The sequence below is a fragment of the Streptomyces sp. NPDC048521 genome (assembly GCF_043199855.1).
In the GTDB taxonomy this organism is placed as follows: domain Bacteria; phylum Actinomycetota; class Actinomycetes; order Streptomycetales; family Streptomycetaceae; genus Streptomyces.
The window spans coordinates 37,044-61,427 of the sequence record NZ_JBICWR010000032.1; the positions used below are offsets into that span (position 1 = coordinate 37,044).

The window sequence follows — 24,384 nt, forward strand, 5'->3', positions numbered from 1 at the left end:
CACAAGCCTTCACTCTGAATGTTCACGCCGCCTGTGGAAGGGATCCGAGGCCCTCGATGCCGACGACCCGTCAGGTGACGCAACGTGGACGGCAGAGGACGACCGTGCTCTGCCCGACCGCAGAGCCGGGAGAGACCTTGTGAAAGCACACCACCGCAGACGCTGGAGCGTGCCGGTTGCGGCCGGTGCTCTGGTACTCGCGCTGGCGGGCCCCTACGACGCGACTGCCTCGGCGCCCTCAGCAGGCCGTTTCAACGCCGCGTCCACCGCATCCACGTCCGACCGGGTGCCCGCGGGCGACCACTCCGTCACACTGATCACCGGTGACGTGGTCACCACCCGGCGGAGCCCCGGCACCGACGGCAAGGCCGGAGGCACCGTCAGCGTCCGCGGTGCCGGCGGACGCCCCGTACAGACCCGCATCCTGACATCGGGCGACGACCTCTACGTGTTCCCCGAGTCCGTACTGCCCTTCATCGCCGAGGGCACCCTGGACCGGCAGCTGTTCAACATCACGGACATGATCGCCGACGGGTACGACGACGCGCACCGCGACCAGCTGCCGCTCATCGTCTCCTACACGCACTCCGCCGGCACACGCCCCAAGGCCGCTGCTCTGCCCGCCGGGGCGACCCGGGTCCGCACCTTCGACGGCATACGCGGCGCCGCCGTCACCGCGGACCGCTCACGCGCCGCGGACTTCTGGAAGTCGGTGGCCGGGACGGCGACGACCGACCGAGCCCACAAGCAGGCCGCCGCACCCGCCTTCGCCGACGGGATCGCGCACATCTGGCTGGACGGCCTCGTCCACGCCGACCTCGCCGACAGCACCAAGCAGATCGGCGCGCCTCAGGTCTGGGCGGAGGGCAACACCGGACAAGGCGTGAACGTGGCGGTCCTCGACACCGGCATCGACGCGGGACACCCCGACCTCGTGGACCGCGTCGCGAGCCGGCAGAGTTTCGTACCGGGCGAGAACACCGACGACCGCTTCGGCCACGGCACGCATGTCGCGTCCATCATCGCCGGCACCGGCGCGGCCTCCGACGGCAGGGAGAAGGGCGTCGCCCCCGGCGCCCGCCTCGACATCGCCAAGGTGCTGGACGACACCGGCTCCGGACAGACCTCCTGGATCCTGGCCGGCATGGAATGGGCCGCGGTCGACCAGCACGCCAAGGTCATCAACATGAGTCTCGGCGACGCGCAGGCGTCCGACGGAACCGACCCCCTCAGCCAGGCCGTCGACAAGCTCAGCGCCGAGACGGGCGCGCTGTTCGTCGTCGCCGCCGGCAACGCGGGCGCACCCGGCACGATCGGCGCACCGGGCGCGGCGAGCACCGCGCTGACCGTGGGCGCCGTCGACTCCGGCGACTCCGTGGCCGACTTCTCCAGCCAGGGCCCCCGCGTGGACGGCGCCCTGAAGCCGGAGATCACCGCGCCCGGCGTCGGCATCCTGGCGGCCAACTCCCGGTTCGACGGCAACGACGCGGGCGCCTACCAGACCATGAGCGGCACCTCCATGGCCACGCCCCACGTGACGGGCGCCGCCGCGCTGATGGCCGCCGCTCATCCGGACCTCACCGGAAGCCAGCTGAAGGACCTGCTGACCAGCAGCTCCCGGCAGACCCCGCAGTACGACGCCTTCCAGGCGGGCAGCGGCCGTCTCGACCTCGCCGCGGCCGCGCACGCCGGTGTCTTCGCCGCGGCGACCGCGTACGCCGCGCAGGTCCCGCAGAATCCCGCCGGCGGCGTGCGGCGCCCGGTGACCTACACCAACACCACCGACACGCCGGTCACCCTCGCGCTGACCGTCGAAGCCGCACATGCCCCGGCCGGCGTGTTCCGCCTCTCCGCCCCCCAGGTGGTCGTGCCCGCGCACGGCAGCGCCGGTGTCACCGTGACCATCGACGGCTCGGTCGCCCCCGCCGATGGCCGGTACACCGGCCAGGTCGTCGCGAGAACCGCGGCCGGTAAGGTCGCGGCGCACACCGCCGTCTCCCTCGGGGACGTCGAACACAAACTGACCATGACGTTCAAGGACGCCCACGGCCGGCCCATGTCCGGCGTGGTCGAACTGCTCAGGTCCGGTGACGACTCCCCCGCGTTCGTCGAGATCGACGCCTCCGGCACAGGGCAGATGTACCTACCCAAGGACGTGTACTCGGTGCTCTCCTTCAAGACGGTGCAGGGCGTCCACGGCCCCCACTCGTGGGGCATGGCCCTGCTGGGTGACCCCGACGTCAACCTGGACCGCGACATCACCGTCACCCTTGACGCGTCCGGGATCGACCGCATCGACATGACGGCCCCTCAGCGGACCGAGACGACCTACCAGCGACTGGACTACACCCGCATGATGGGCGGCCAGGTCTGGCGTGACTACATGGAGACCCAGACCAACTACGACAGCCTGTGGGCCCAGCCGACCACCCACAAGGTCACTCACGGCGACTTCTACCTGGCGGCCCGCTGGCGCAAGGAGAAGCCCGCGCTGGCCGTCTCCACCCGCACCACCGACTTCACCGATGTGCTGCGCCAGGACGGCGTCACCCCACTGCCCAAGGGCAGTGCCAAGCTCCCCCTGGTCTTCGCCGGCCAGGGCGCGAGCAGCGACTACGCGCACCTCGACGCGCACGGCAAGGCCGTGGTGGTACGCCGCAACGACGACGTCACCGACATCGACCAGGCGGCCGCCGCAACAGCCGCGGGCGCCGAACTCATGCTGGTCGTGAACAACGTGGACGGCCGCGGCTTCCGCCGCTACAACGCGCCGTTCGGCTCGACACCCGTACCGCTCGACGTGGGCCTGCTCAGCACCGACGAGGGCGAGAAGCTCGTCCAGCAGGCCCGGGCCCGCGACGCCTCCGTCACGGTCGACTCCGCGCCCGTGAGCCCGTACGTCTACGACCTCAGCCGGACCTGGCACAACGAGATCCCCGACCGCATGGTGGTGCCGGGCAGTTCCAGGAACCTCGCCCGGGTCGACGAGACCTTCGACAGCCCGGCTCCGGGGAAGACCGGCGGCGAGTTCCGCTTCGACTGGCCTGCCTACAACAACTGGGCCATCGGCGAGCTGATGCCGGAGTCGGTGCGCGGCAAGCGCACCGACTGGGTCTCCACCGGGGGGTTCAACAGCTGGAGCCAGAGCGCTTACGCGGACGGCATGGTCTTCGAAGCCGGGGCCAAGACCGCCTACCGGGCGGGCAGCAGGCAGTCCGAGGAATGGTTCAAACCGATCGAACGGCCCTACCTGAACGACGTCTACAGTCTTCCCACGCGCAAGGGCGACCACCTGTACATCGACATCCCAGCCTGGGGCAGCCGCGACCACGTCGGCATGAACCAGATCGACAGCGGAGCGGAGCAGCGCCAGACCCTCTACCAGGGCACCAAGGAACTCGGCACCGGAACCTTCACGAACGTCTCGGGCGACGCGCCCAGCGCCGGGAAGCTGCCGTACCGGCTGGTCGTCACGGGCAAGCGCGACGTTCCGTTCACCCCGTACTCCTCCGGCACCCGCACCGAGTGGGACTTCACCTCGAAGGCGGCGTCGGACGGCTCCGACACGGTCCTGCCGCTGGTGCAGATCGACTACACGGTGGCCACCGATCCGGCCGGGCGGGCCGGGAGGCACGACACCCTGTCCGCCACCGCCGCGCAGCTGCCGGGTGCCGTCGGCGCCGGCCGGGTCGGCGCGGTCACCCTGGAGCTGTCCTACGACGGCGGCACGAAATGGCACAGGGCCACCGGTGACCCTGACGGACGGTACCGCCTGGACGCGCCGAAGAACGCGTCCTACGTGTCGCTCAGAGCGAGCGCCGAGGACTCGGCGGGCAACGCGGTGCACCAGACCGTGATCCGGGCGTTCGGCCTGCGCTGACGCCACCCCGCGGTTCGCACGCGGGTAAAGGCCGGTCCGTCCGTGGTAGCACGACCACGGACGGACCGTTCGCCGTCGGGCGGCCCCGGACGGCGCGGTCCGTCCGGCGGGGGTGCTCAGGCCGTGTCCTACGTGGTGAGGCGGACGAGTCGCTTGTAGCGGCAGATGGCTGCCGCGAGGCTGAGAAGGCGAGGTAGTTGCGGGGATGGCGCTCGTAGCGGTGGTTGAGCCGGCGGTAGCCGGTCAGCCAGGACAGGGTGCGTTCGATGACCCATCTACGGCGTCCCAATCGCTCGCTGGACTCGACACCATTGCGGGCGAAGCTGCCGTTGGAACCCGTCGCCGCGGGACGCGGTTGACGGCCGTGGAGACTGGGCGCGCCTCGAGGTGCCCGCCGGCAGGCTCGCTGAGGAGATCGCGCAGTTCGTCGGGGTCTTGGTGCGTCGAGGAAGGCGGTGACAGCGTCCCGCGCCGTGCCGCCGTCCCCGGGACGAGTGGCGCAGAAGTCGGCGTGTGCCGACAGGAGCATGAGGTCACCTGCACCGCCAGCGACGAGGAGGTCACTCGCACCGTCGGCGACAAGAAGGTCGCCCGCCGGTGTGGTGGCCAGCGCGGTCACCCGGGAGCCGACGGGCAGAAGGGCTTGCGGCCGTGTTCACCCGGATGTGGGCCGCTCTTACCCGGCTGTCGCGGGCAGTCTTGCTGCCCCGATGATGTCGAAGTGTGGCCAGGGCTACTTGATGTCGACGTAGTCCGCCGCGGAGGTGACCGCCGGGGTGGTGGACGTGCCTGCGAAGGAGTACCGGAAGTAGCCGTCCGCCGTGGCCTTCGTCGTCGCTTTCAAGTTGCCCTTGCTGTCCGTCGTGGTGGTCTTGAGGGTCTTGAAGGTGCTGGTGCCCTTCTTCTTGAACTGGAGCTCCACCGGCTGCTTGGCGTAACCCCCGTACTTGTAGGTCTCCCAGTCAGCGCGGGTCAGGGTGCCTGTGATCGTCTTGTTCTTCTCACCGGTTCCGGCGAGGCGTTGGCCGTCAGCTTTGAGTTGCGCAGGACCTTCGCCTTGGCAGCGGAATCCTTGGTGTAGTAGTCACCGTCGTTGGCCAGGGCGTAGGCGCTCACGGTCCAGGTCCCGGCCGTGGTGTTGTCCTGGGGGTCGATGCGCGGGCGCATGTTCAGTGTCCAGGTGCAGGTGGTCGTGGTGAAGCTCTGGCGCACGCACTTGCCCTCGATGTCGTCCGGGATCACGAGACCGTAATAGTCGCCGTTCGCCAGGGGCCTGTTCCACATGACGGGGAAGGTCTTCCCGACCTCAATGCCCGAGTCGTCCGTGGCGGTCACCACGATGGTGAACGCCTTCACGGCCGTGGTCCCCAGGACGATGTCCTTGCCCCCGTTGACGACCGTCTCGTCGGCGCGGAGGGCGAGGTCGAGGAGCCGGGGAAACGGGCGTCCAACTCTTCGCGGCGCAGTCGGTTGAGTCGTTTGGGGCCCTGGTCACGCTGTTCGAGCAGGCCTGCGCTGCGCAGGATCGCGAAGTGGTGGCTCTTTGCGGCCCGGCCGACCGGTACGTCGAAGTTGCTGCAGCTGAGCGCCCAGTCGGGGTGTTTGGCCAGCTCGCGGATCAGCTGGGACGAGCCGGCCTACGGTCCGGGGGGCGCCGTCGACCAGCTGCGGGCGAGTGGCCCGCGGACGCCGGCCGACGGGGTGTTCCGGCCGGACGGGGCACGAGGACGCCGGGCAGGATCGTGGTCGACGCGGGCGGTTCTCGTTCTCCAGCGGCCGACCGGCGGGGTCCGCGAGCGCGCCCGGCCCGGGCCGGGCAGACATGGGGTGACGAATGCCGTACGGGTGTTCGTCCGTCGGGGGCGAACCACCCGCCCGGCTCCGGCCGGCGGCCGACGCCACGGTGTGCGCACGGTCGGGGGTGTCTTCGGGAACCCGCACACGTGTCGTCATCCGCACCACGCGAGGTGTGCTCCCCGGTGCGAGCGGTGTTCCCGCACGGTCCGGCGCCGGGACGTCCGGCGGCCGCTCACACCTCCCGGCCCTCACCCGGCGCCTTCGCGTGCCTGCCGGCGGCGCGTGTGACGTTCGGCGGGCGGCTGTTCGCCACGTATCTCCGCCAGGAGCGCGGTGATGGCGGCCATGATGTCCTCGGTGGCCGCCGCCAGTACATCGGAGGTGAGGGGCATGCCACGGTACCGGCTGAGGTCGACGGGCGGCCCGGCCGTCACGTAGACCCGCTGGCGGGGGACCAGCCGCACCCTGCGGTTGCCGCGACCGCCGCGCGCGTACGGCGGCACGATGCGGTGGGCCCCCCACTGGGCGACCGGGATGACGGGCGCTCCGGTCGTCAGCGCGATCCGCGCCGCGCCGGTCTTGCCGGTCATCGGCCACAGCCCGGGGTCGCGGGTGACGGTGCCTTCGGGGTAGACCGCGACGCACTCCCCCCTGTTGACGGCGTCCACCGCGTCCCGCAGCGCGAACGCGGCGTCCGCGGTCCCGCGGTGGACCGGGATCTGGCCCGTCCTGCGCAGCACCGTGCCGACGAAGGGGATGGTGAAGAGCGACGCTTTGGCGAGCAGGCGGGGCGGCCGGCCGCTGTCGTACTGGAAATGCCCGTAGGTGAGCGGGTCGAAGTAGGAGATGTGGTTGACGGCGGTGAGGAAGCCGCCCTCGGCGGGTATGTGCTCCGTCCCGCGCCACTGGTGTCTGACGAGAAGGAACAGCACCGGTTTCGCGATGGCCGCGGCCAGTCGGTACCAGAAGCCGTAGGGGCTGTGTCTCCTGCGGGGCACCCGGGATCCTCTTTCCTCGTGCGGCACGGTCCGGCCGCCTCTCGCTCGCGCGTCTGTTTCCCCGCCGCGGCCGGTCACGGTACGAGGGACTCCGGTGGCGGGAAGGACGGATCCTCGAGGTCGAGGAGGCCGGTCCCCGCAGTGCCACGAGGGTTCCCGGCGCACACGCGCCGCCGAGCGGGAGCGCGCAGAGGCACGGACCGCCGTGCACCGACCCATTTGCTTGACCGTGCAAATATTCTACGGCTGGTGTGTGCCGCGATCAACACCGCCGCCGGTGACAGGCGGGACTCGTCGTCGACGCGGGCCGCAGTCGGCATGCCCGCGTGGGTCCGGATTCGACGCCGGCCGTGCCGACACGCCGTGCCGGAGCCCGCGTCACCGCGTCAGCCGCTCGTGCTCTCGCGTACGAGGAGCCCGTGCGCCGCGGTCACCTCCCGTGGACCGGGGCGGGTGGCACCGCGCGGCGGAACCGCGGATCTGCTGTTGCGGCATCTCCACCGCGACCCGGGCGAACTGCGACCGTCAACGAGCTGGCCTGGGTGGACAGCCTGCCCGCGGTGATCGTGGGACAGCGGATCGCGGGGTCGGGTGGTCGGTACCGGGCCCCGGCGGGGGCCGGTACGGCGAGGTCGGCCCCGGACAGCCGGAGGTCCGCGCCACCCACGTCGTCGCCGAGGTACTGCGGCATCTTGCTTCCCGGGACGCGCGGAACCGTCGGCCCTCACGCCCCGTTTGCCGACGCGCTCGAAGTGAGTGAACCTGCTGGGAGAGCCCGCGGGCACAAGGCGCCCGCCCACGGCCGTACGCGGAGCGTCCAGACCCCATCAGACGGCACCAGGTGGTGACAGGGCTCGACTCCCGCGGGCCGGCGGCTCGTCACCCGCCGGCGGATCCGTTCCCGGGGGCCTGCACACCGGGTACGGGCGGCGCGGCATCGCGGGAGGTATCACCATGTGCTTCGTCCATTCCGGAACCATGCCGGACGGCAGCCTGCGGCAACAAGCGTCCGCCGGGCCGGGCGGGGACGCGCTGTCCCGCCTGGCCGCCGGCGAGGAGGGCATCGGCGGCATGGACGTCGCCGGCTCCGGCACTCCCGACGTGACGGCCGGGCCGGGCGGGCAGGCGGTCGTGGACGGGTACGGCAGGGTGCTGCACAACCGCTGGAACAGGGACCTGCCGCCGGTGGCCACCGTACGGCCCGGCGAAGTGGTCCAGTTGTTGTGCCGGGACGCGCTGGACATCGGTGAGGCGGCACGGACGATGACGCCTGACGGGACCCTCACCATCGACCTGGGTCTGGTGCATCCGCTGACGGGGCCGGTGGAGATCGTGGGCGCCGAGCCCGGCGACATCCTCGAGGTGGAGATCCTGGACGTCGGTCCCCTGGTGGACTTCGGCTACGTCGCCATCAGCCCCGCCCTCGGCCTGTTCGGTTCCCTTCGTCCGGAGGCGCTGGCCCCGTTCGCCTCCTGGAGCGAGGCTTCGCAGGTGAGCGACCCCACCCCGGGGCCTGCAGCCGGGGCCATACCCGAGGACCAGGCCTACAACAGCGGGGCCCCCTTCCTGCAGACCTTCGCGTTCGAGCGGGGCCAGAGCGATGGCCTCGCCTCGTTCACCGGCGTCGACACGGGCAAGAAGGCGCACGTCCCCGTCGCCCCGTTCATGGGCATCCTCGGGGTCGCCCCGCTGCACAGGGGCATGTACCGCACCTTCCCGCCGGACGTCAGCGGGGCGATGGGCGGGAACACCGACATCCGACAGCTCGTCAGAGGTGCCCGGGTCCAACTCCCCGTGTACGTGCCGGGAGCCATGTTCTCCGCCGGGGACGGGCACATGGCGCAGGGCGACGGGGAGGTGACGGGGACGGCCGTCGAGACGCTCATGGCCGTCACGGTGCGCTTCGGCCTGGTGAAGAACACCGTGATCGCCTCCTCCCGCGCCATCGTTCCCGCAGCGGACCCCACGCAACTGACCATGCCCGCGGAGATGCTGCAGCAGGGGTACTACCAGACCGTGGGCACAGGACCGGATCTGATGGAGAATGCCAAGACAGCCGTCCGGGAGATGATCGACTGGCTGGTGAACGACCATCAGGTGAGCCTGCACGAGGCGTACGCCCTGTGCAGTGTGGCCGGTGACCTGAAGATCAACGAGACGGTCGACCTGCCCAAGTGGCTCGTGTCGATGACCCTGCCCCGCGGCATCTTCGGCTGACCGCCGCTCCGGCCGGCCTGACTGCGGGAGGACGGCGGGAGCGGCGGCCCCGTCCCGTCCTCCGCCGGACCACGGATGACCGTTTGCACGAGCCGGGTCTGCCTGGCCCGGGCCGCGGCCTTGGCGCGGTCGGGGCGGAACGCCGGCACGGACCCGCGGACCGGGTGTGGCCGGCCAGGCCGCACCCGGCCCGGCTGTGGGCGGTCCGCTCAGCCGAAGTCCGGCGGGCTGGTGCGTGTGCGCTTGATCTCGTAGAAGCCCGGCGTGGAGGCGACGGCGAGCACTCCGTCCCACAGCCTGGCCGCTTCCTCGCCCTTCGGTGCCGGGTTCACCACGGGGCCGAAGAAGGCGACGGGGTCGCCGCCCGCCTCCTGACCGGGCACGGCGATGACCGGGCTTCCGACGTCCTGGCCGACCAGGACCATCCCCCTGTGGTGGGAGGCCCGCAGCTCCTGGTCGAAACGGTCGGTGTCGCCGGCGTCGGCGAGGTCCACGGGCAGGCCGGCCTCCCGCAGGGCGTCTTCCAGCGTGGCCCGGTTCTTGGGCTGCTGGCGCAGGTGGTAGCGCTCCCCGAGGGCCGTGTACAGCGGCTCCAGGGTCTCGGGGCCGTGCAGTTGGGCGGCGGCGGTCAGAACCCGCACCGGCGCCCACGCCTCGCCCATCAGCACCCGGATGCGCTCGGGCAGTTCGTCCAGCCTGTTCTCGTTGAGCACCGCGAGGCTCATGACGTGCCAGGACACCGCTACGGGCCGGCTCCTGGCGACCTCCAGCATCCAGCGGGAGGTGAGCCATGTCCACGGGCAGACAGGGTCGAACCAGAAGTCGACAGGCGTCGTGGACTCATGAGAGGTCGGTGTGGGCACGGGGGGACTCCTTGAAATAGACCGGTCGCCTAGTATGCCTCACAGTCGGACGCCGTGAGCGGCGGCGTGGTCGCCGTCGGGCTGGCCGCGGCCTGGCAGGCGCTGGGCTTCCCGGGTAACCCGCTGGCGCGCGGCGAGTCCTCGCCGAGGAGGACGGAGCCGTTCGCCGGTGAACTGGTGGCGGAAGGGCTCCGCGGGGCCGGCGTCGACGTACGACCGGATACCGAGGTCGCCCCCGTACGCCGCGAGAACGGCGGGGACGGCCCGGTGCGCGGGTCGCCCTGGCCGACGGGGCGCAGCCGGCCGCGGACGAGATTCTGTTCGCCACCGGCCGCGCGCCGCGTACGACGGACGTCGGCCTGAGAGCGTCGGCCTGACGCCCGGCGGCCGACTGACCGGCGACGGCACCTGCCGGGTGACCGCCGTGGCCGACGGCCGGCTCTACGCCGTCGGTGACGTCAACGGGCGCGCACCGATGACCCACCAGGGCAAGCACCAGGCCCGGAGCGCCAGCGCGGCCATCGGCGCCCGCGCAGGGAAGGAGCCCGTCGACGACGCTCGCTGGGGGCGCACGCCGCGACCGCCGACCACGTCGACGTCCCGCACCGCACCGCACACGGAGCTCGGCGCATCGGCCGCCGGTTCGAGGTGGTGGACCACGACCTCGGCCGTCCGGCGGGCGCCCAGCAGTACGCCGAGGACCACCGGGGGGCCCGCATGCCGGTCGACGCGACGCACGGCACCGCGGCGGGCGTCACCTCCGTCGGGCCCGGAGTCGGGGAACTCCTTCACCCGGCCACGATCGCCGTCATGCGTGAGGACCTGACCGAGCGGCTCCGGCACGCCGTCCCCGCCTTCCTGACGATCAGTGGGGTGTGGCTGCGAGTGCTGGAGACGTACCGGGACGCCGGCGGGCGGTAGCGGACGCGGCGCAGGCGGGGCCGACTCGCACGGCGGTCGGCCGGCTACGGGGGTGCCGCGTACGGCGGCCCCGTCGCCCGCCCCGGCGAGCAGCCGCGCGATCGCCGGGCCCGTGCAGCGGTCGCCGCCGGCACGTCGCCCCGGACGTGGGTCCGGGCCGCGGGCCGGTGGCCGACGTGGGCCCGGCTGGGTGCCGCCACACGCCGCCGAGTGTCGGGAACCTCTCCCCGACCGGGCCCGCCGGAATTCAGACGACCGGTCATCTGTTGACCGCCACGTCCTCACGGGCACCTCGCCCCTTCGGCGAGTCGGCCGGCCTGCGGGCGCCGTTGCGGCGCAGCGCCTGAGCGAATGAGCAAGATATGAGCCATCACTCCCCCCACCGCCCCGGCCCGGCGCCCTCACCCCGGCCGGGCACCAGCTGCCGTTGCGAAGGCACCGTCCTGCTCGGCGGTTCGGTCACCCTCCCGGTCACCCTGTCCTTCCACTACGCGACCGACGAGCCGTACGCCGTGCGGATGGTGGTGGACTCGGGTGTGACACCACCTGTGGAATGGGTGTTCGCGCGTGATCTCCTCGCGGACGGACTGTCGGGGCCCGCCGGTCTCGGAGACGTGCAGACCTGGCCCGCGCCGCGTCGCCCGCACCAGCTGGGGGCGGGACGGGGCGCGCTGTGCATCCGGATCAGCTCACCGAACGGCACCACGATCGTGTCCGCGCCAGCCACCGTGCTGCGGCGCTTCCTCGACCGCGCCTACGGCAGCGTGGCGGCCGGCACTGAGAGCGGCATGCTGCGGCTGGACGAGTCGCTCGCCGGACTGATGCGCGGGACCGGTCGCAGGACGGAATGACCTGGATCCCCTGCCGGCCCTCGGCGGCGGCACGGTGGAGGATGCGGCCGCGCTGCGAACCGTCCGGGCGGGTTCGGCTCCGGTGTCCGGGTCCAGGGTGTTCACCGACTCCGGCCGAGCCGACTGGGTCCGGCGAGCCGGCTCGGTCCGTCCGGGTCCGCTGAGTGCGGCCGGGGTTCTCGGGGCGCTGGGCGTCGGCTCACAGGCCGTTCAGCGTCAGATCGCGGGCATGGAGTCACTCCGGCCCGAGGACATCGCCGATGCCGTGCCGTACATCGTCACCCGGAACCGCACGGACCGCTGGTCGACGCGGGCACGTGGCTCTCCGCACCGTGGCGGCTCGCGGAGGTCTCCGGGTGAGCGGCACCCCTGCGCCCGGGCGGCTCGTGCCGGTAGGTCGCCTCGATCAGCAGTTGCTCGAAGGGGAACCGGCGGTAGAGCGTGCCGACCCCTACGCCGGCCGCGCGGGCGATGTCCGGGTACGGCTGCTGCGCGACGCGGCGCCCGAACTCGAGCCGGCCGGGTGCGTGTCGCCGTGCGCCGTGCAGGCGGCGGCGTGGTCGTCAGGGCCGGGGCGCGCGGACACGGTCCAGGGAGGGGGCATCCGCACGCCACGGCTGGTGCGTAGGCCGCGACCGGGTCTCCTCGATGCTCGCGGCGTACCGCGACCATTCAGACGAAGCGGCCGACGCCCATGCCGGCCGCCGGCGCGGCGGCGGCCTGGACGACGTGTCCCCACAGCGAGCTCCGCGGCATGATCACGCAAGTGCAGCACCTCCTCCGACGAGGCCGCCGTCACCGGTCGCGAGTCCTGCCCTCGGACCTCAACCTGTCGCGCTGCCCAGCCTTCGTCATCGGCCTCGAAATACAGCCACAGATCTTCGTCCTCGTAGTAGGTGCGGAACCAGGTCGTCATGCCGCCATCCTGACCGACGACCTTGACCAAAGAGATAGGGCCCCCCGCGGCTGCGGGCAGGGCCGCCTGCCGCTCCTGCTCCAACGATTCCGGGACGACGACGGCGGGTATTCCGCAGGCCACGGCGACGAACGTGATGTCCGGGCCACCGTGGTGAAGTACGGCGGAAGCGTCTCCCGCGGCTCGGCGGCGGGGCGGCCGGAGCTCGGCCGTGTCCCGTCCGGTTCCCCGGCGAGGCCGTCGGCCGCATCCTTGCGGGCGGGCGGCCACCCGAGGTCGACATCGAGTGTGCTACGTGTGCTCGACGAACGGTCAGCGGCCCGAGTTCGAGAAACGTCCGGACTTCCGCGCCGCACCCGGCCGGCACCCTCCGGGTGCGCTTCGGCTCTCATGGGGACGCGTCCGCGGAGTCCTCGACAGGGACCGTCGGGACACGTGGTGCTGCGTGGACACCCGTCAGCCGTCGGTGTGGCCCAGCAGCTTGCGGATCGCCGGAACGGCCAGGTGCCTGCTCTTGAGCGCCGACGTCGCCCTGTTGCCGAGAACGAGGACGTCGTGGCCGAGCGCCGGGAGGAGGGTGGTGCCTCCTTCGGATCCGAAGGGCACCGAGAAGATCCTCACCGGCGCTGGCTTGTACGGGCGTGACCGGCCCCCGTGCCTGCCGTGGCCGAGGTACGTGCGGATGTTGTGCGCCGCGGCCTCCCCCTGCGCCACCGCAGAGGGGCTGAGCTTGGCCTCGGACACGTCGTTGACGTCACCGACCGCGAAGACGTCCCTCTGTCCCAGCACCCTCAGGTGTGTGTCCACCTTGACGTGACCGCTCGCGTCGAGCCAGGTGCCGAGTCCCGCCAGGCGAAGCCACAGGGTGTTCGGAGTGGTGCCGGTCGTCCAGAAAACGACGTCGGCGGAGAGGGGGCCGCCCGCCTGGTCGCGCAGCCGGGCGCCGACGCCGCCGGCGGAAGTGACAAAGGTGTCGAGCAGGACCCGCACGTCGTGCCGCTCCAGCCAGGCCCTCGCCTGACGGCCCATTCGGCCGGTGCCGTGGTGGTTGAGCAGGCGGGGGCCGCGGTGTGCGAGGGTCACCGTGGCCGACGGGTTGGCCCGCCGCAGTTCCGCCGCCAGTTCCACGCCGGAGGGGCCGCCCCCGATGACCAGGATGCTACGAGCACCGGCGACGCGTCGCTGGTGGCTCCGGAAGGAATCCGCCGCCTCCTCGACGGTGCTGCCGGTGAAGCGCGCCGGTTCCTGGTAGTCGGCGCCTGTCGCGATCACCAGGGCGTCGTACGGCACCCGGTGGCCAGTGGCGAGGACCACCTCACGTTCCGCGGTCGCTATGCCGACGGCCTTGTTGCGCACGACACGGCCACGGGCGAGAAGCGAGTCGTACGGGATGAAGGGGGCGTACGTCCATTCCTCGTCGGCGCTGGCCCGTAGCGAGGCGACGCGGTGGAAGAACGCCTCCTTGAGGTCGATCAGCGTGACGTCGGCGTCCGCGTCGAGTTCGCGCGCCAAGCGCACTCCTGCGTACCCCCCGCCGATGATGACGACCCGTCGCTGGGTCGTGACTATGGCCATGATGAGCTCACTTCTTCGCACTTTCTGCCGAGTCTCCTAGACAGACAACCGATGCCGCCCGGGCAGGGGCCGCCTGTGCACCCGGACGCCGCGGCGGGCAGCGGGCCGGCCGCGCAGCGGTGCGCGGCCCCGCCCGTGGCGGCGACGTCAGTCGGTGGCCGGGTTCGGGTGGCGCAGCAGCATACCGGCCCTCTCCTCGAGCAGTGCCACCGCCAGCAGCTCGCCGTCGACGGGCCCGTACCGTTCGAGCGCCTCTTCGTGCAGGCGCCGGACCGTGTCCGCGACGGCGTGCGGAGTGCCGCACTGTTCCGCCAGAGCGGTGATCGCCGCCAACTGGTCGTGGATGCGGTCCAGGCCGTACGCGGGGAGGTAGTCACCGGCGAGGAGCGCGGGCAGGTCCCGGCGGACGAAGGCCGACGAGGCGGGGCCCGTGGCAAGGACGTCCATGAGGACGCCCAGGTCGATGCCGGCGCGACGGCCCAGCAGCAGCGCCTCCGCGGTGGCGACCGCCTGACCGAACCACAGGAGGTTCACCAGCAGCTTGGCGGCGTAGCCGGTACCGGGTCCGCCGACGTGGCTGATGCGGTCGGCGACCGCTGACAGCAGGGGACGGTGACGCTCAAGGAGGGCGGCGTCGCCTCCCACGAAAAGCCGCAACCGCGCCGCGGCGGCGTCCACGGGCGAGCCGCCGATGGGCGACTCCAGGAATCCGACACCGTGCGCCGCCGCCCGCTCCCGGCAGGGGTCCGCGGCCGTAGGCGTGCTGCTGCTCATGTCGATCCACGTGGCGTTCGCGGCCAGCGCCTGGAGGACGCCGTCCCGCACGGCCCCCGTGACCTCGGCCGGACCGGGCAGCACCGTGAGGAGCACCTCCGCCCCCGATGCCGCGGCCACCGCCGAGTCCGACCACCGGGCCCCGCACGACCGGACCGCCGCCCGGCGCTCGGGCCTGATGTCGTAGGCCCGCACCTCGTGCCCGGCGAGGACGAGACGGCGGCACACCGGTTCGCCCATCCGTCCCACACCTATCAGGCAGATCGTCGACATGGGCGGATGCTACCCCGTCCCCCACTGCGGACCCGGGGACGAACCACGTGTGCCGCCCGGTCCGCAACGTGTGTGAGGCGACACACCGGGACCTCTCGACAGCCGACGGGCCGAGGAGCCGCCGAGGGCGCGCACGGGTGACGCGGTCGGCGCTCTCGGCTCCGCCGCGCACCGGAAGCCGGCAGGAACACGACGGCGACTCCCCGCGGGTGACAGTTTCCGCGCCGGGCGTGGAGCCGGCCCAGCGCGCCGAGGCATGAGGCTACTGGCGCATCTGGTGCACGGAGCACCACAACATGACCATCGCCGGCGTGAACCTCGTCGCGGCGGACACGGCGGAGAAGGCCCGGGAGCACTTCCTGGCCGCGAAGCGCCGCCGGGTGATCCGCGCTCCTGGCGGGCTGGGGAACAACGACCGAGCCGGTACGGCCGTCACGCGAAGCCCCGCCGCGTCCCCCGGCGCTCACCCACCCCACCTACTTGACACGTCAATCACTCTGCCAGTGTCGCACACGCGTACCGGACCGCGGGCGCCTGGACTCGGGAACCGCGCACGGCGGGTCACGGCTCGCGCGGAACCTCCCGACCGCCGAATAATTGTTATCGCCGGAACACGGCGGAGCACCTTTCGACGACCGGTCGGCGGCAGCCGACGACCAGCATCTCGCTCGAGGGAGCCGTCTCGTGACGAGCAGCGGCGCAGCACCGGATCGGCGGCGGAACGGGTCCGGAGGGACACGCGGAACGGACCTCGGCCACACCCTCCACCGCGCCGCCAGCGCGGCCAGGCACCGGTTGAACGCCGTGTCGGCCGGTGTCTACCTGCTGGACGAGCGCCGCGGCGGACTCCGCCTCGCGCTGGCCGACGGAAGTCCGCCGTCCCTGTTCACGCTGCCGGGGCGGATGGAACTGGACGTGCCCGCCGCCACGGTCCGCGCCGTCCTGACGGGGGAGACGGCCGTACTGCTGGACCGGGACCCCGCCGACCCGGGCCGCGAACGCCATCTGCGGTATCCCTACATCGCGGCGGCAGCCCCAGTCGTCGCGGACGGTCGGCGCTTCGGCGCCCTGACCGTGCTGCGGCTGGAGACCGACGGCACCTTCACGGCCGCCGAGCGCACGGAACTGCGGGATGTCGCGGACCGGCTGGCCCTGGCCCTGGCCGGGCTGGCCGACGACGGCGTGACCGTGGCGGCCGGTCCGATGCCGATCATGGTGCCACCGGCCCGGGACGACCCTCGTGCACCTGTGTGCGTACCGGGCTGGGGGCTGGGCGACATCCCGGGCTCCGCGGGCACGAGCATGATGTTCCCGCTGCGCCGCCTGGCAGAGCTGGCCAACCGGGCCACGACCATCGAAGAGGTGATGCAGGCCGCCCGGTACTGCGTCATGGACTCGTTGAGCGCCCGGGCACTGACACTGGTGTCGGCCGTCGAGGGCCGGCTGTGGGTCCTCGGGCACAGCGGTGCCTCCTCCGGCGTGGCCCGCGCTCTGCACGGTGCCAGGATGGACGACCGGACACCGGCGGCGGAGGCATTCCGTGGACGCCCGGTGTTCCTGACCGGGCACTCCCCCACGGGTTCCTTCTCGGCCGACGAGTCGCGCGCCGAGCTGTACCTGCCGCTCACCGGCGACCGCCAGTTCCTCGACCTTGCGTTCGCCGGCGGCGGGCGGGTGGTCGCGGTGTGCTGCCTGGAGTTCTCCGGGCCGCGCGGCTTCCCGCCCGAGGAGAGGGCCCTTCTCGGCATGATGGCCGGGCTGCTGGGAGCCGCGGTGCACCGGGTCGAGCTGAGCGCGCAGCAGCGGGCGATGAACGAATGCCTCCAGCGTTTCCTTCTGCCCTCCCGGCTCCCGGACCTGCCGCGGCTGGCCACCGCGGCGCGCTATCGGCCCGCCGGCGTCACCACCAGGGTGGGGGGTGACTGGTACGACGTGATCACCCTGCCCGGGGACAGGGCCGTGCTGGTCGTCGGCGATGTCGAGGGACACTCCGTGGAGAGCACCGCCGTCATGGGGCAGATGCGCACCGCGGTGACCTCCTACGCCGTCGAGGGCCACCGTCCCGCCGCGGTGATCGACCGGACCGGCAGGCTCCTGGCCGCCCTGGGCACCGACCTCACCGCGACCTGCTGCGTCGTCTCGCTGGACACACTGGACGGCACCGCCGAGGTGGCCCTCGCCGGGCATCCCCCGCCCCTGGTGCGGCGGCCGGACGGGAGCATCGGCGTCCTGGCCGCCCCGGCCAACCTGCCGCTGGGCGTTCCCACGGCGGACGCCTGTCAGGCACGCGAGCACCGCGTCGCGTGCGGGTCGGTCCTGATGCTGTACACGGACGGCCTCGTCGGCTGGGACGCGCCCGATCCGCAGGTGCGCCTGCACGCGCTGCTCGGCGCCGGTGGCGGGACCCCCGCGCCCGATCTCGAACAGCTCGCCGACCTGGTCGTCGAGGACGGCTCCACGCCACAGCAGCGCCGCGACGACGCCGTCGTGCTGCTGGCGCTGTACGGCGGGGCGGTGGGGCAGGAGGAACCGCGTGTGGGAAGCCTGCACATCCAGCGCCGTGATCTGCTCGGGGTCGGGGCGGCCCGCGCATTCGTCCACGACCAGCTGGTTTCCTGGGGGCTGGAAGGGATGTCGCAGCCCCTGGAACTGGTCGTCTCCGAGATCGTCACCAACGCGCTCATCCACGCCGGCAGTGACGTGGACGTGCGGCTGCGGGCCTTCGACGACCACCTCCGGCTCGAGGTACGGGACTCCGACAGCAACCCGCCGATACCCTCCTCGCTGTCGCTCGGTGAGGAGGAGAACGCGGAAGCGGAACACGGCCGGGGCCTGCTGATCGTGGAAGCGCTGGCCGACACGTGGAACAGCTCGCCGAACGGACAGGGCAAGACGGTGTCCCTGACACTGCCCATCACCGGGCGGTGAGCGACGGCGGTGCGCGGGCGGGCGCCGGGTCCTGGTCCGGTGGCCGCCGGTGTACGGTCGTCCGTCCTGGCGCCGGCGGTCCGGCTCGGGGAGTTCCGGCCGGGCCGGCTCGTCGTCCACCGCGGTGGCTTCAGCAGGGAGAGGTGCGCTGGGCCGCCCGGCAGACCGACGTCCACCTCGTCGACGGCCGCCGGCTGCGCGTCTGGGCGCCCGGCACGCCGCTGGACAGCCTGGCACCCCGGCGCTGAGCGCCGACGCGTCTGGTCTCCTCCGGTCGGAAGGTCGACCGATTGACTACTAGCCGACCGGTCGACTAACTTAGTCGAAGGAAGCCTCACCCACCCAGAGAGATGATCATGAGCACTCAGAAGGTCGCCATCGTCACCGGTGCCTCGCAGGGCCTCGGCGCGAGCATCGTCGACGCCTACCGCAAGCACGGTTACGCCGTAGTCGCCACGTCCCGCACCATCGGCCCGTCCGGTGACCCCGACCTGCTCACCGTGCGAGGCGACATCGCCGACCCCGCCACCGCCGAGCGCGTCATCGCCCAGGGCCTGGAGCGCTTCGGCCGCATCGACAGCCTCGTCAACAACGCGGGCATCTTCGTCGCCAAGCCCTTCACCGAGTACACCCTGGACGACTACGCCGCCGTGACCGGGGTGAACCTCAACGGCTTCTTCCGCATCACCCAGCTGGCCATCGAACAGATGCTCGGCCAGGGCGGCGGTCACGTCGTCACCATCACCACCAGCCTGGTCGACAGCCCGGACATGCGCCTGCCCTCCGCCATGGCCTCGCTGACCAAGGGCGGGCTCCAGTCCGTCACCAAGTCCCTGGCCATCGAGTACGCCACCCGCGGCATCCGCGTGAACGCCGTCTCGCCCGGGACCATCAAGACCCCGATGCACCCCGAGGAGACACACGCGACCCTCGGCGACCTTCACCCGATGGGACGGATGGGCGAGCAGAGCGACATCGCGGACGCGGTGCTGTACCTGGAGAACGCCCCGTTCGTCACCGGCGAGATCCTGCACGTCGACGGCGGCATGAGCGCGGGCCACTGAGCACGCGCGCCGGCATGCCGCCGGTGTGCGCAACAGGCCGTGGCCGGTTCAGCGAACTGGACCGGCCACGGCCCGTTCCGCATTGCGCGGCGGGGTCAGTGCCGCAGTGACCTGAACGACGTACGCAGTTCCTCTGCCAGCAGGCGTCACTACCCCCAGGCGGCGAAGTGGCCTCCCCTGCCGAACTCGTTCCAGTGGATGGGGAGGTCGGGGATGTGGAACGCGTCGAACGGTCCGCCGCCGGCCTGGTAGCCCTCCCAGTACAGCCAGGAGGAAGACGCCCAGGTGTTGGTCAGCCGGTACAGCGAGATGGCGTCGAGCATCTCGTCATGGGTGAGGACCTTCTCGGGCTCGCCGCCGGAGTCGGTCGGGACTACCTGCGGGACGTGGCCCGCCGACGCGGCCTCGTCGAGCACGTGCGGTTCGGCCAGGAGGTACGAGGCGCCCGGTGGGCCGAGGAGGATGCCTGCTGGGAGGTGGTGACGTCGGCGGGCGAGTGCCATCGCGCCCGGTTCCTCATCTGCGCCGTCGGACCGCTGCACCATCCCGCCTACCCCGACCTGCCCGGTGTCGAGTCCTTCGGCGGTGCGGTGTTCCACTCGGCGGCCTGGCGGCACGACGTGGACCTGGCCGGCAAACGGGTCGCGGTCATCGGCACCGGCGCCAGTGCCATCCAGTTCGTCCCGGCGATCGTCGACCAGGTCTCGGCCCTCACCGTCTTCCAGCGCACACCGCCCTGGATCCTGCCGAAGGCCGACCGGCTCTTCGACGAACGTCACCGTCGTCTGGCCCGCTGGTGTCCGCCCTACCGCTGGTGGGCACGCGAACGCCGGCGGACCCGGCCCTGTGGTTCGGAGCCGTGGCCCGCTACAGCCAGTCGACGGACCGTCAGGGGGCGGTGGCCTTCGCCGACCGTGTCTTCGGCACCATCCGCAGGGGCGCCTCCGCCGAGACGCACGACGGCCAGCGCGTCCGCCTCACCGCGGTCCCCTCGGTCCGCCCCGCGAAGGCGCAGGTCGACCGGCTGCACCTGGCGGCATCGGCCACCGCGGACACCGAGTGCCCGCCGGCCGTGGCGTGCACGTTCGTCCCCGGCTAGGCCGCGGGTGTGCAGGTGTCCAAACGGCCCGCGAACGGTATCCGGATCGACACCATCGTCATCCACGACCTGGAGACCACCTACGACACCGGCGTGAAGGGCCTGTCCTCCCAGACCAACAGCGCCGCGACCCACTACGTGATGCGGTCGTCCGACGGCGCGGTGACGCAGATGGTCCCCACCAAGGACATCGCCTTCCACACCGGCAACTACTCCATGAACCTGCACTCCATCGGCATCGAGCACGAGGGGTACGCCGCGCAGGGCGCCACGTGGTACACGGAGGCGCAGTACGAGGCCACGGCCGACCTGGTCACGTACCTCGCGGCACGGTTCGACATACCTCTGGACCGTCAGCACGTCATCGGTCATGACAACGTCGACAGCCCGGACGACGCTCACGCCGCCGGGATGCACTGGGACCCGGGCAACGGCTGGGACTGGGACCACTTCATGACGCTCCTCGGCCGCCCCTACAGCGGAACGCACAGCGTCCCGGCCGTGGGTTCGGTCGTGACCATCGATCCGCCGTTCGCCGACACCGTGCAGACCGTGCGTGTCTGTCCCGGTGACGACCCGACCGATCCCACGACCACCTGCACCGAGAGGCAGCAGGCGTCGAACTTCGTCTACGTGCGCACCGCCCCGGACGCGTCCGCCCCGCTGTTCGGCGACCAGGCGCTCCACGGTACCGGCGCGGGTACGAACGAGATCAGCGACTGGGGCAGCTCGGCCCAGTCCGGGCGGCAGTTCGTCGTCGCCGATGTGAGCGGCGACTGGACCGCGATCTGGTTCAGCGGTGCGAAGGTGTGGTTCTACAACCCTGGCGGCAAGAACGCCAAGATCGCCTACGGCGTGAAGATGATCCGTCCGGCCGGCTCCGCCTCGGTGGCGGTCTACGGCCGCAGCTACCCGGACGCCTCGGAGTACCCGGCGGGCATCTCGCCCTCGACGCAGGCCCCGCTCACGGTGTACACCGTCCCCGGCCGGCCAGGCGTACGTCGCCACCCAGGCCCCGGCCGTGACGGACGACTACGACAAGAGCAGCGGAACGGTCGTCCTCGGCGGCAAGAGGATGTACACCATCCAGTACGGCCACCGTGTCGCGCTGGTCTACGAGAACGCCGTCACCGCTACCCCCGTGACGCAGCACTGGGAGGACGGCGGCAACTGATCACCTGATCACCGCCGCGCGAACAGGGACCGGGCCGCCTGGGGCGGCTCGGTCCCTCGTCCGTCCCGGACGCACGCGCGTGTACGTCGTGCGCCCGACCGGCGGAACGGCCCGAACAGACCGGCCGATCCCGCGGGCCGCCAGACCCTTCCCGGCTCGGCCCCGAGGGGCCGCGCCTCACGCGGCGGCCCGGTCCGCCCAGGCCTGCTCGAGGGCCCGCGTGAACGTCTCGGGCGACTGGACGCCGCTGACTCCGTACCGCCGGTTCAGCACGAAGAAGGGCACACCCCCGGCCCCCAGCTCGGCCGCCAGTCGCTCGTCGGCCCGTACGTCATCGGCGAACGCGGTCGGATCGCCGAGCACCTTCCGGGCCGAGGACTCGTCCAGGCCCGCTTCCACCGCCAGCGTCACCAGCGTCTCCTGGTCGTAGATCGACCGCTCCTGCGCGAAGTTCGCCCGGAAAGCGAGATCCATCATCTCGGCCTGCCGGCCGTGCGACCTGGCGAAGTGGATGAGGCGGTGCACGTCGAAGGTGTTGCCGAAGACGCGTCCGCCGATGCGGAAGTCCAGCCCCACCTCGCGCGCCATGGCAGCGGCCTGCTCCTCCCTGGCCACCTGCTGTTCCCGGGTCCGGCCGTACTGCGCCGCCACCGCGTCGATGATCGGCACGGTGCCGTTCTCGGCCTGCGGGTTCAGCTCGAACGAACGGTGCACCACCTCGACCTCGTCGCGGTGCTCGAACGCGGCCAGCCCGCGGTCGAAGCGGGCTCGGCCGACGTAGCACCACGGGCAAGCGACGTCGGTCCAAATCTCGACACGCATGGGTAGATCTCCTGTTACAGATGGTCGGAGCGGGCAACCTTCGGGTTGCCTGCCTGTAGGTCCGGCCGACCGTACGTCCCATTTGGACGACCGGCCGTCTGTCGGTATGTCGGTCAGGGGCGCTTTCCGGGGCGAACCGTCTGCGCAGGCACGGTGAAGCGGGCGGAGGCGCGGTCGGGCGGGGCCGTCCCCGCCCTGACGCAGGCGAGAACCCGTGCGGTGACGCGCGGTGTCACCGGCGCCGGCGCTGCCACCAGCGTCGCGGACCCTCCTCGGTGCCGGTGCCGGTGCCGGTGCCGGTGCCGGTGCCGGTGCCGGTCTCTGCCTCGGCTTCGGCCGCCGCCTTGAGCCTCGCGGCCATCTCGACGACGCGTTCGGCCTGGATGGCGGCGGCGAGGCGGGTGGTCTCGCCGACGGGCTTGGTGCCCTGGCCGTCGGCGTGGGAGGTGCCGTAGGGGTTACCGTCGACGAACTTCTGCGGGTCGGTGAAGCCCGGCGTGACGATGATGCCGCCGAAGTGGTGCACGGAGTTGTACAGGGCCAGCAGGGTGGACTCGTGGCCGGCGTGGTCCGTGGCGGTGGAGACGAAGCCGCTGTACACCTTGTCCGCGAGCTTGCCCTCGGCCCACAGGCCGCCGAGCGTGTCGATGAACTGCTTCAGCTGCGAGGAGACGTTGCCGAAGCGGGTCGGCGTGCCGAAGATGACGGCGTCGGCCCACTCGATGTCCGCCGTGGTGGCCTCGGGGACGTCCGCGGTGGCCGCGTGGTTGGCGGCCCAGGCCGGATTGGAGTCGATGGCGGCCTGCGGGGCCAGCTCGGCCACCTTCAGCAGACGCACCTCGGCACCCGCCTTCACACCGGCGTCCCGCAGCTCCTTGGCGATCTCGGTGATCGTACCGGTGGACGAGTAGAAGACGATGGCGAGCTTGATCGGAGTGGACACGGGTTTCTCCATTTCGAGGGAGTGCGGCGACTCGAGGGATACGCGGCGATGCGATGAGCCGACCGGTCATCTAAACTAGACGACCGGTCTACTTCGGTCAATCGCAATCCCGCGAGGCTCACGGCCCAGCAGGTCGGCGTGTGCCCGTCCGAGACCGTCCGCCCTGGTCGGACAGGGTGGCCTCGGTTACCGACCGAAGGAACGGCACCCCGGAACGGGGGACCCCGGCGCCTGGAGAGGGGAAAGGTCCAGGCCCTGTCGTCAGTCTCCCGTCCGCCGCATGACGCCATGCACACCCTCGCACCGCACCGGGCCCGACCCGGGTTCATCCCATACGAGGGCCAGGGCCCGGCAGGTCGAGACACGCACCTGACGCCGCACGGCCCGCCCTCCGGACGGACGGCGGGAGTCCGACGACAGGGCCTAGCGCAGGATGACGCCGAAGACGAGGCGGAAGAACGCCTCGACCGGGGCTGCGGACTTGTCGGCCCGAGCCGCGATAAGCGCGCCTTCCCATGCGCTCAGGAGGAAGAGGGCGGTGTCCGCCACGTCGAGGGCGCTGGCGAGGTCGCCGGCTTCTTTGGCCTCGGTGAGCACCCCCTGGATGTGCTCGGCCCAGCGGCCGAATCCGCGCTGGACGGCCGAGCGGATCTCCTCGTTGTGATCCGCCATCTCCGCGCCGAAGTTGCCGGCCAGGCAGCCGCGGACGAAGCCGTTGTCGAGGGTGTCCCTGCCGAGGTACTCGAAGTGCGCCCGCAGCCGCTCCAGCGGAGGCCGTCCCGGCGTGGTGAGGATGTCGAACCGCAAGCCGGCGGCATACCGGTTCAGCGCTTCCAGGGCGCTCTCCTCCTTGCTGGAGAAGTGGTTGTAGAACGACCCCTTGGGCGCTCCGGCCGCGGTGGTGATGTCGCTGATGCCCGTGGCGTTGAAGCCCCTCGCCTGGAACTGCCGCAGGGCTGCCTGCGCGATCTCCTCACGCTTGGACGCACGTCCCATCCTCGATCACCTCACGTTCAATATGGGCGGTCGCCTGACCGGAGTCAAACCCCGGGGCGGACCGGTCTCAGGTGCACAGGACGCAGGGCCCGTGGCCACGCATCGGCTAGACTCCGTTTAAGTAGACCGGTCATTTTTAGATCGGTCCCTTGTCCTGGCCCCGCCTTGGCCGACAACACACACCCAGGAGCATCATGTCCACGTACCGAGCCTTCGAGGCGACCGGTGTTCACAACCTCCGGCTGGTCGAGCGTGAGCTGGTCGATCCCGAACCGGGGCAGGTCCGACTGCGG

19 protein-coding genes and 3 pseudogenes are annotated in these 24,384 nt (G+C 71.7%); 10 read left to right on the top strand and 12 right to left on the bottom strand.

All coding sequences use genetic code 11. The features are described 5' to 3' along the window. Positions 1-139 precede the first annotated feature (139 nt). Positions 140-3,880 (top strand): S8 family serine peptidase, encoded by a 3,741-nt coding sequence (locus ACGFRF_RS39865; protein WP_393748742.1) that lies wholly within the window; start codon positions 140-142, stop codon positions 3,878-3,880. Positions 3,881-4,061: 181 nt separating this feature from the next. Here ACGFRF_RS39865 and ACGFRF_RS39870 read toward each other — a convergent pair. From ACGFRF_RS39870 to ACGFRF_RS39890, 5 genes and pseudogenes are all read right to left on the bottom strand, one after another. Then, positions 4,062-4,199, bottom strand: a pseudogene (locus tag ACGFRF_RS39870) (transposase); the annotation flags it as partial. 414 nt (positions 4,200-4,613) lie between these two features. Continuing rightward, positions 4,614-4,802: a hypothetical protein gene (locus tag ACGFRF_RS39875; RefSeq protein ID WP_393748744.1), complete on the bottom strand. Its 189-nt coding sequence runs from the start codon at positions 4,800-4,802 to the stop codon at positions 4,614-4,616. A 50-nt stretch (positions 4,803-4,852) separates the two neighbouring features. Next, positions 4,853-5,236: a hypothetical protein gene (locus tag ACGFRF_RS39880; protein WP_393748777.1), complete on the bottom strand. Its 384-nt coding sequence runs from the start codon at positions 5,234-5,236 to the stop codon at positions 4,853-4,855. Positions 5,237-5,284: 48 nt separating this feature from the next. Then, positions 5,285-5,618, bottom strand: a pseudogene (locus ACGFRF_RS39885) (ArsR/SmtB family transcription factor); the annotation flags it as partial. Positions 5,619-5,925: 307 nt separating this feature from the next. Continuing rightward, the gene (locus tag ACGFRF_RS39890; RefSeq protein ID WP_393748746.1) at positions 5,926-6,675 is read right to left on the bottom strand and encodes a lysophospholipid acyltransferase family protein; all 750 of its coding nucleotides are present in this window, start codon (positions 6,673-6,675) and stop codon (positions 5,926-5,928) included. A 954-nt stretch (positions 6,676-7,629) separates the two neighbouring features. Here ACGFRF_RS39890 and ACGFRF_RS39895 point away from each other — a divergent pair. After that, complete coding sequence (locus tag ACGFRF_RS39895) at positions 7,630-8,892, top strand: acetamidase/formamidase family protein (protein ID WP_393748748.1); 1,263 nt, start codon at positions 7,630-7,632, stop codon at positions 8,890-8,892. A 209-nt stretch (positions 8,893-9,101) separates the two neighbouring features. Here the strand turns inward: ACGFRF_RS39895 and ACGFRF_RS39900 are convergent, their stop codons facing one another. Next, the gene (locus tag ACGFRF_RS39900; protein ID WP_393748750.1) at positions 9,102-9,755 is read right to left on the bottom strand and encodes a DsbA family protein; all 654 of its coding nucleotides are present in this window, start codon (positions 9,753-9,755) and stop codon (positions 9,102-9,104) included. A gap of 54 nt (positions 9,756-9,809) precedes the next feature. Here ACGFRF_RS39900 and ACGFRF_RS39905 point away from each other — a divergent pair, with 54 nt between their 5' ends. From ACGFRF_RS39905 to ACGFRF_RS39915, 3 genes are all read left to right on the top strand, one after another. After that, positions 9,810-10,118 (top strand): hypothetical protein, encoded by a 309-nt coding sequence (locus tag ACGFRF_RS39905; RefSeq protein ID WP_393748752.1) that lies wholly within the window; start codon positions 9,810-9,812, stop codon positions 10,116-10,118. 288 nt (positions 10,119-10,406) lie between these two features. Then, positions 10,407-10,676: a hypothetical protein gene (locus ACGFRF_RS39910; protein ID WP_393748753.1), complete on the top strand. Its 270-nt coding sequence runs from the start codon at positions 10,407-10,409 to the stop codon at positions 10,674-10,676. Positions 10,677-11,038: 362 nt separating this feature from the next. Then, entirely contained in the window at positions 11,039-11,527 is a 489-nt protein-coding gene (locus ACGFRF_RS39915) for an SsgA family sporulation/cell division regulator (protein WP_393748755.1), read from the top strand. 1,372 nt (positions 11,528-12,899) lie between these two features. Here ACGFRF_RS39915 and ACGFRF_RS39920 read toward each other — a convergent pair. Continuing rightward, positions 12,900-14,018 (bottom strand): NAD(P)/FAD-dependent oxidoreductase, encoded by a 1,119-nt coding sequence (locus ACGFRF_RS39920; protein WP_393748757.1) that lies wholly within the window; start codon positions 14,016-14,018, stop codon positions 12,900-12,902. A 147-nt stretch (positions 14,019-14,165) separates the two neighbouring features. Next, positions 14,166-15,065 (bottom strand): NAD(P)-dependent oxidoreductase, encoded by a 900-nt coding sequence (locus ACGFRF_RS39925; protein WP_393748759.1) that lies wholly within the window; start codon positions 15,063-15,065, stop codon positions 14,166-14,168. A gap of 684 nt (positions 15,066-15,749) precedes the next feature. Here ACGFRF_RS39925 and ACGFRF_RS39930 point away from each other — a divergent pair. Next, positions 15,750-17,993: a SpoIIE family protein phosphatase gene (locus tag ACGFRF_RS39930; protein ID WP_393748761.1), complete on the top strand. Its 2,244-nt coding sequence runs from the start codon at positions 15,750-15,752 to the stop codon at positions 17,991-17,993. A gap of 350 nt (positions 17,994-18,343) precedes the next feature. Then, complete coding sequence (locus ACGFRF_RS39935) at positions 18,344-19,057, top strand: SDR family NAD(P)-dependent oxidoreductase (protein WP_393748763.1); 714 nt, start codon at positions 18,344-18,346, stop codon at positions 19,055-19,057. Between the two features lie 149 nt (positions 19,058-19,206). Here the strand turns inward: ACGFRF_RS39935 and ACGFRF_RS39940 are convergent, their stop codons facing one another. Beyond that, on the bottom strand, positions 19,207-19,560 hold the full coding sequence (locus ACGFRF_RS39940; RefSeq protein WP_393748779.1) for a hypothetical protein: 354 nt from the start codon (positions 19,558-19,560) through the stop codon (positions 19,207-19,209). Between ACGFRF_RS39940 and ACGFRF_RS39945 the strand changes: the two are divergent. From ACGFRF_RS39945 to ACGFRF_RS39955, 3 genes and pseudogenes are all read left to right on the top strand, one after another. Beyond that, positions 19,474-19,749, top strand: a pseudogene (locus ACGFRF_RS39945) (SidA/IucD/PvdA family monooxygenase); the annotation flags it as partial. The gene ACGFRF_RS39940 and the pseudogene ACGFRF_RS39945 sit on opposite strands and share 87 nt — an antisense overlap. A gap of 122 nt (positions 19,750-19,871) precedes the next feature. Then, positions 19,872-20,156 carry a hypothetical protein gene (locus ACGFRF_RS39950; protein WP_393748781.1) on the top strand — a complete coding sequence of 95 codons (285 nt, stop codon included), beginning with the start codon at positions 19,872-19,874 and terminating at the stop codon, positions 20,154-20,156. Between the two features lie 15 nt (positions 20,157-20,171). Then, positions 20,172-21,338 carry an N-acetylmuramoyl-L-alanine amidase gene (locus ACGFRF_RS39955; RefSeq protein WP_393748765.1) on the top strand — a complete coding sequence of 389 codons (1,167 nt, stop codon included), beginning with the start codon at positions 20,172-20,174 and terminating at the stop codon, positions 21,336-21,338. Positions 21,339-21,507: 169 nt separating this feature from the next. Here ACGFRF_RS39955 and ACGFRF_RS39960 read toward each other — a convergent pair whose 3' ends face one another. The 3 genes from ACGFRF_RS39960 to ACGFRF_RS39970 form a co-directional block, all read right to left on the bottom strand. After that, complete coding sequence (locus tag ACGFRF_RS39960) at positions 21,508-22,152, bottom strand: DsbA family oxidoreductase (RefSeq protein WP_393748767.1); 645 nt, start codon at positions 22,150-22,152, stop codon at positions 21,508-21,510. Positions 22,153-22,384: 232 nt separating this feature from the next. Further along, the gene (gene wrbA, locus ACGFRF_RS39965; protein WP_393748769.1) at positions 22,385-23,095 is read right to left on the bottom strand and encodes an NAD(P)H:quinone oxidoreductase; all 711 of its coding nucleotides are present in this window, start codon (positions 23,093-23,095) and stop codon (positions 22,385-22,387) included. Positions 23,096-23,518: 423 nt separating this feature from the next. After that, a complete protein-coding gene (locus ACGFRF_RS39970; RefSeq protein WP_393748771.1) occupies positions 23,519-24,091 on the bottom strand; it encodes a TetR family transcriptional regulator C-terminal domain-containing protein in 573 nt (190 codons plus the stop codon). Positions 24,092-24,384: the final 293 nt, after the last annotated feature.

Excerpts from the sequence above, each read along its gene's own strand:
- ACGFRF_RS39895 (WP_393748748.1), top strand. The coding sequence starts at position 7,630 with ATGTGCTTCGTCCATTCCGGAACCATGCCGGACGGCAGCCTGCGGCAA.
- ACGFRF_RS39915 (WP_393748755.1), top strand. The coding sequence starts at position 11,039 with ATGAGCCATCACTCCCCCCACCGCCCCGGCCCGGCGCCCTCACCCCGG.
- ACGFRF_RS39920 (WP_393748757.1), bottom strand. The coding sequence starts at position 14,018 with ATGGCCATAGTCACGACCCAGCGACGGGTCGTCATCATCGGCGGGGGG.
- ACGFRF_RS39925 (WP_393748759.1), bottom strand. The coding sequence starts at position 15,065 with ATGTCGACGATCTGCCTGATAGGTGTGGGACGGATGGGCGAACCGGTG.
- ACGFRF_RS39935 (WP_393748763.1), top strand. The coding sequence starts at position 18,344 with ATGATCATGAGCACTCAGAAGGTCGCCATCGTCACCGGTGCCTCGCAG.
- ACGFRF_RS39940 (WP_393748779.1), bottom strand. The coding sequence starts at position 19,560 with ATGGCACTCGCCCGCCGACGTCACCACCTCCCAGCAGGCATCCTCCTC.
- ACGFRF_RS39960 (WP_393748767.1), bottom strand. The coding sequence starts at position 22,152 with ATGCGTGTCGAGATTTGGACCGACGTCGCTTGCCCGTGGTGCTACGTC.
- ACGFRF_RS39970 (WP_393748771.1), bottom strand. The coding sequence starts at position 24,091 with ATGGGACGTGCGTCCAAGCGTGAGGAGATCGCGCAGGCAGCCCTGCGG.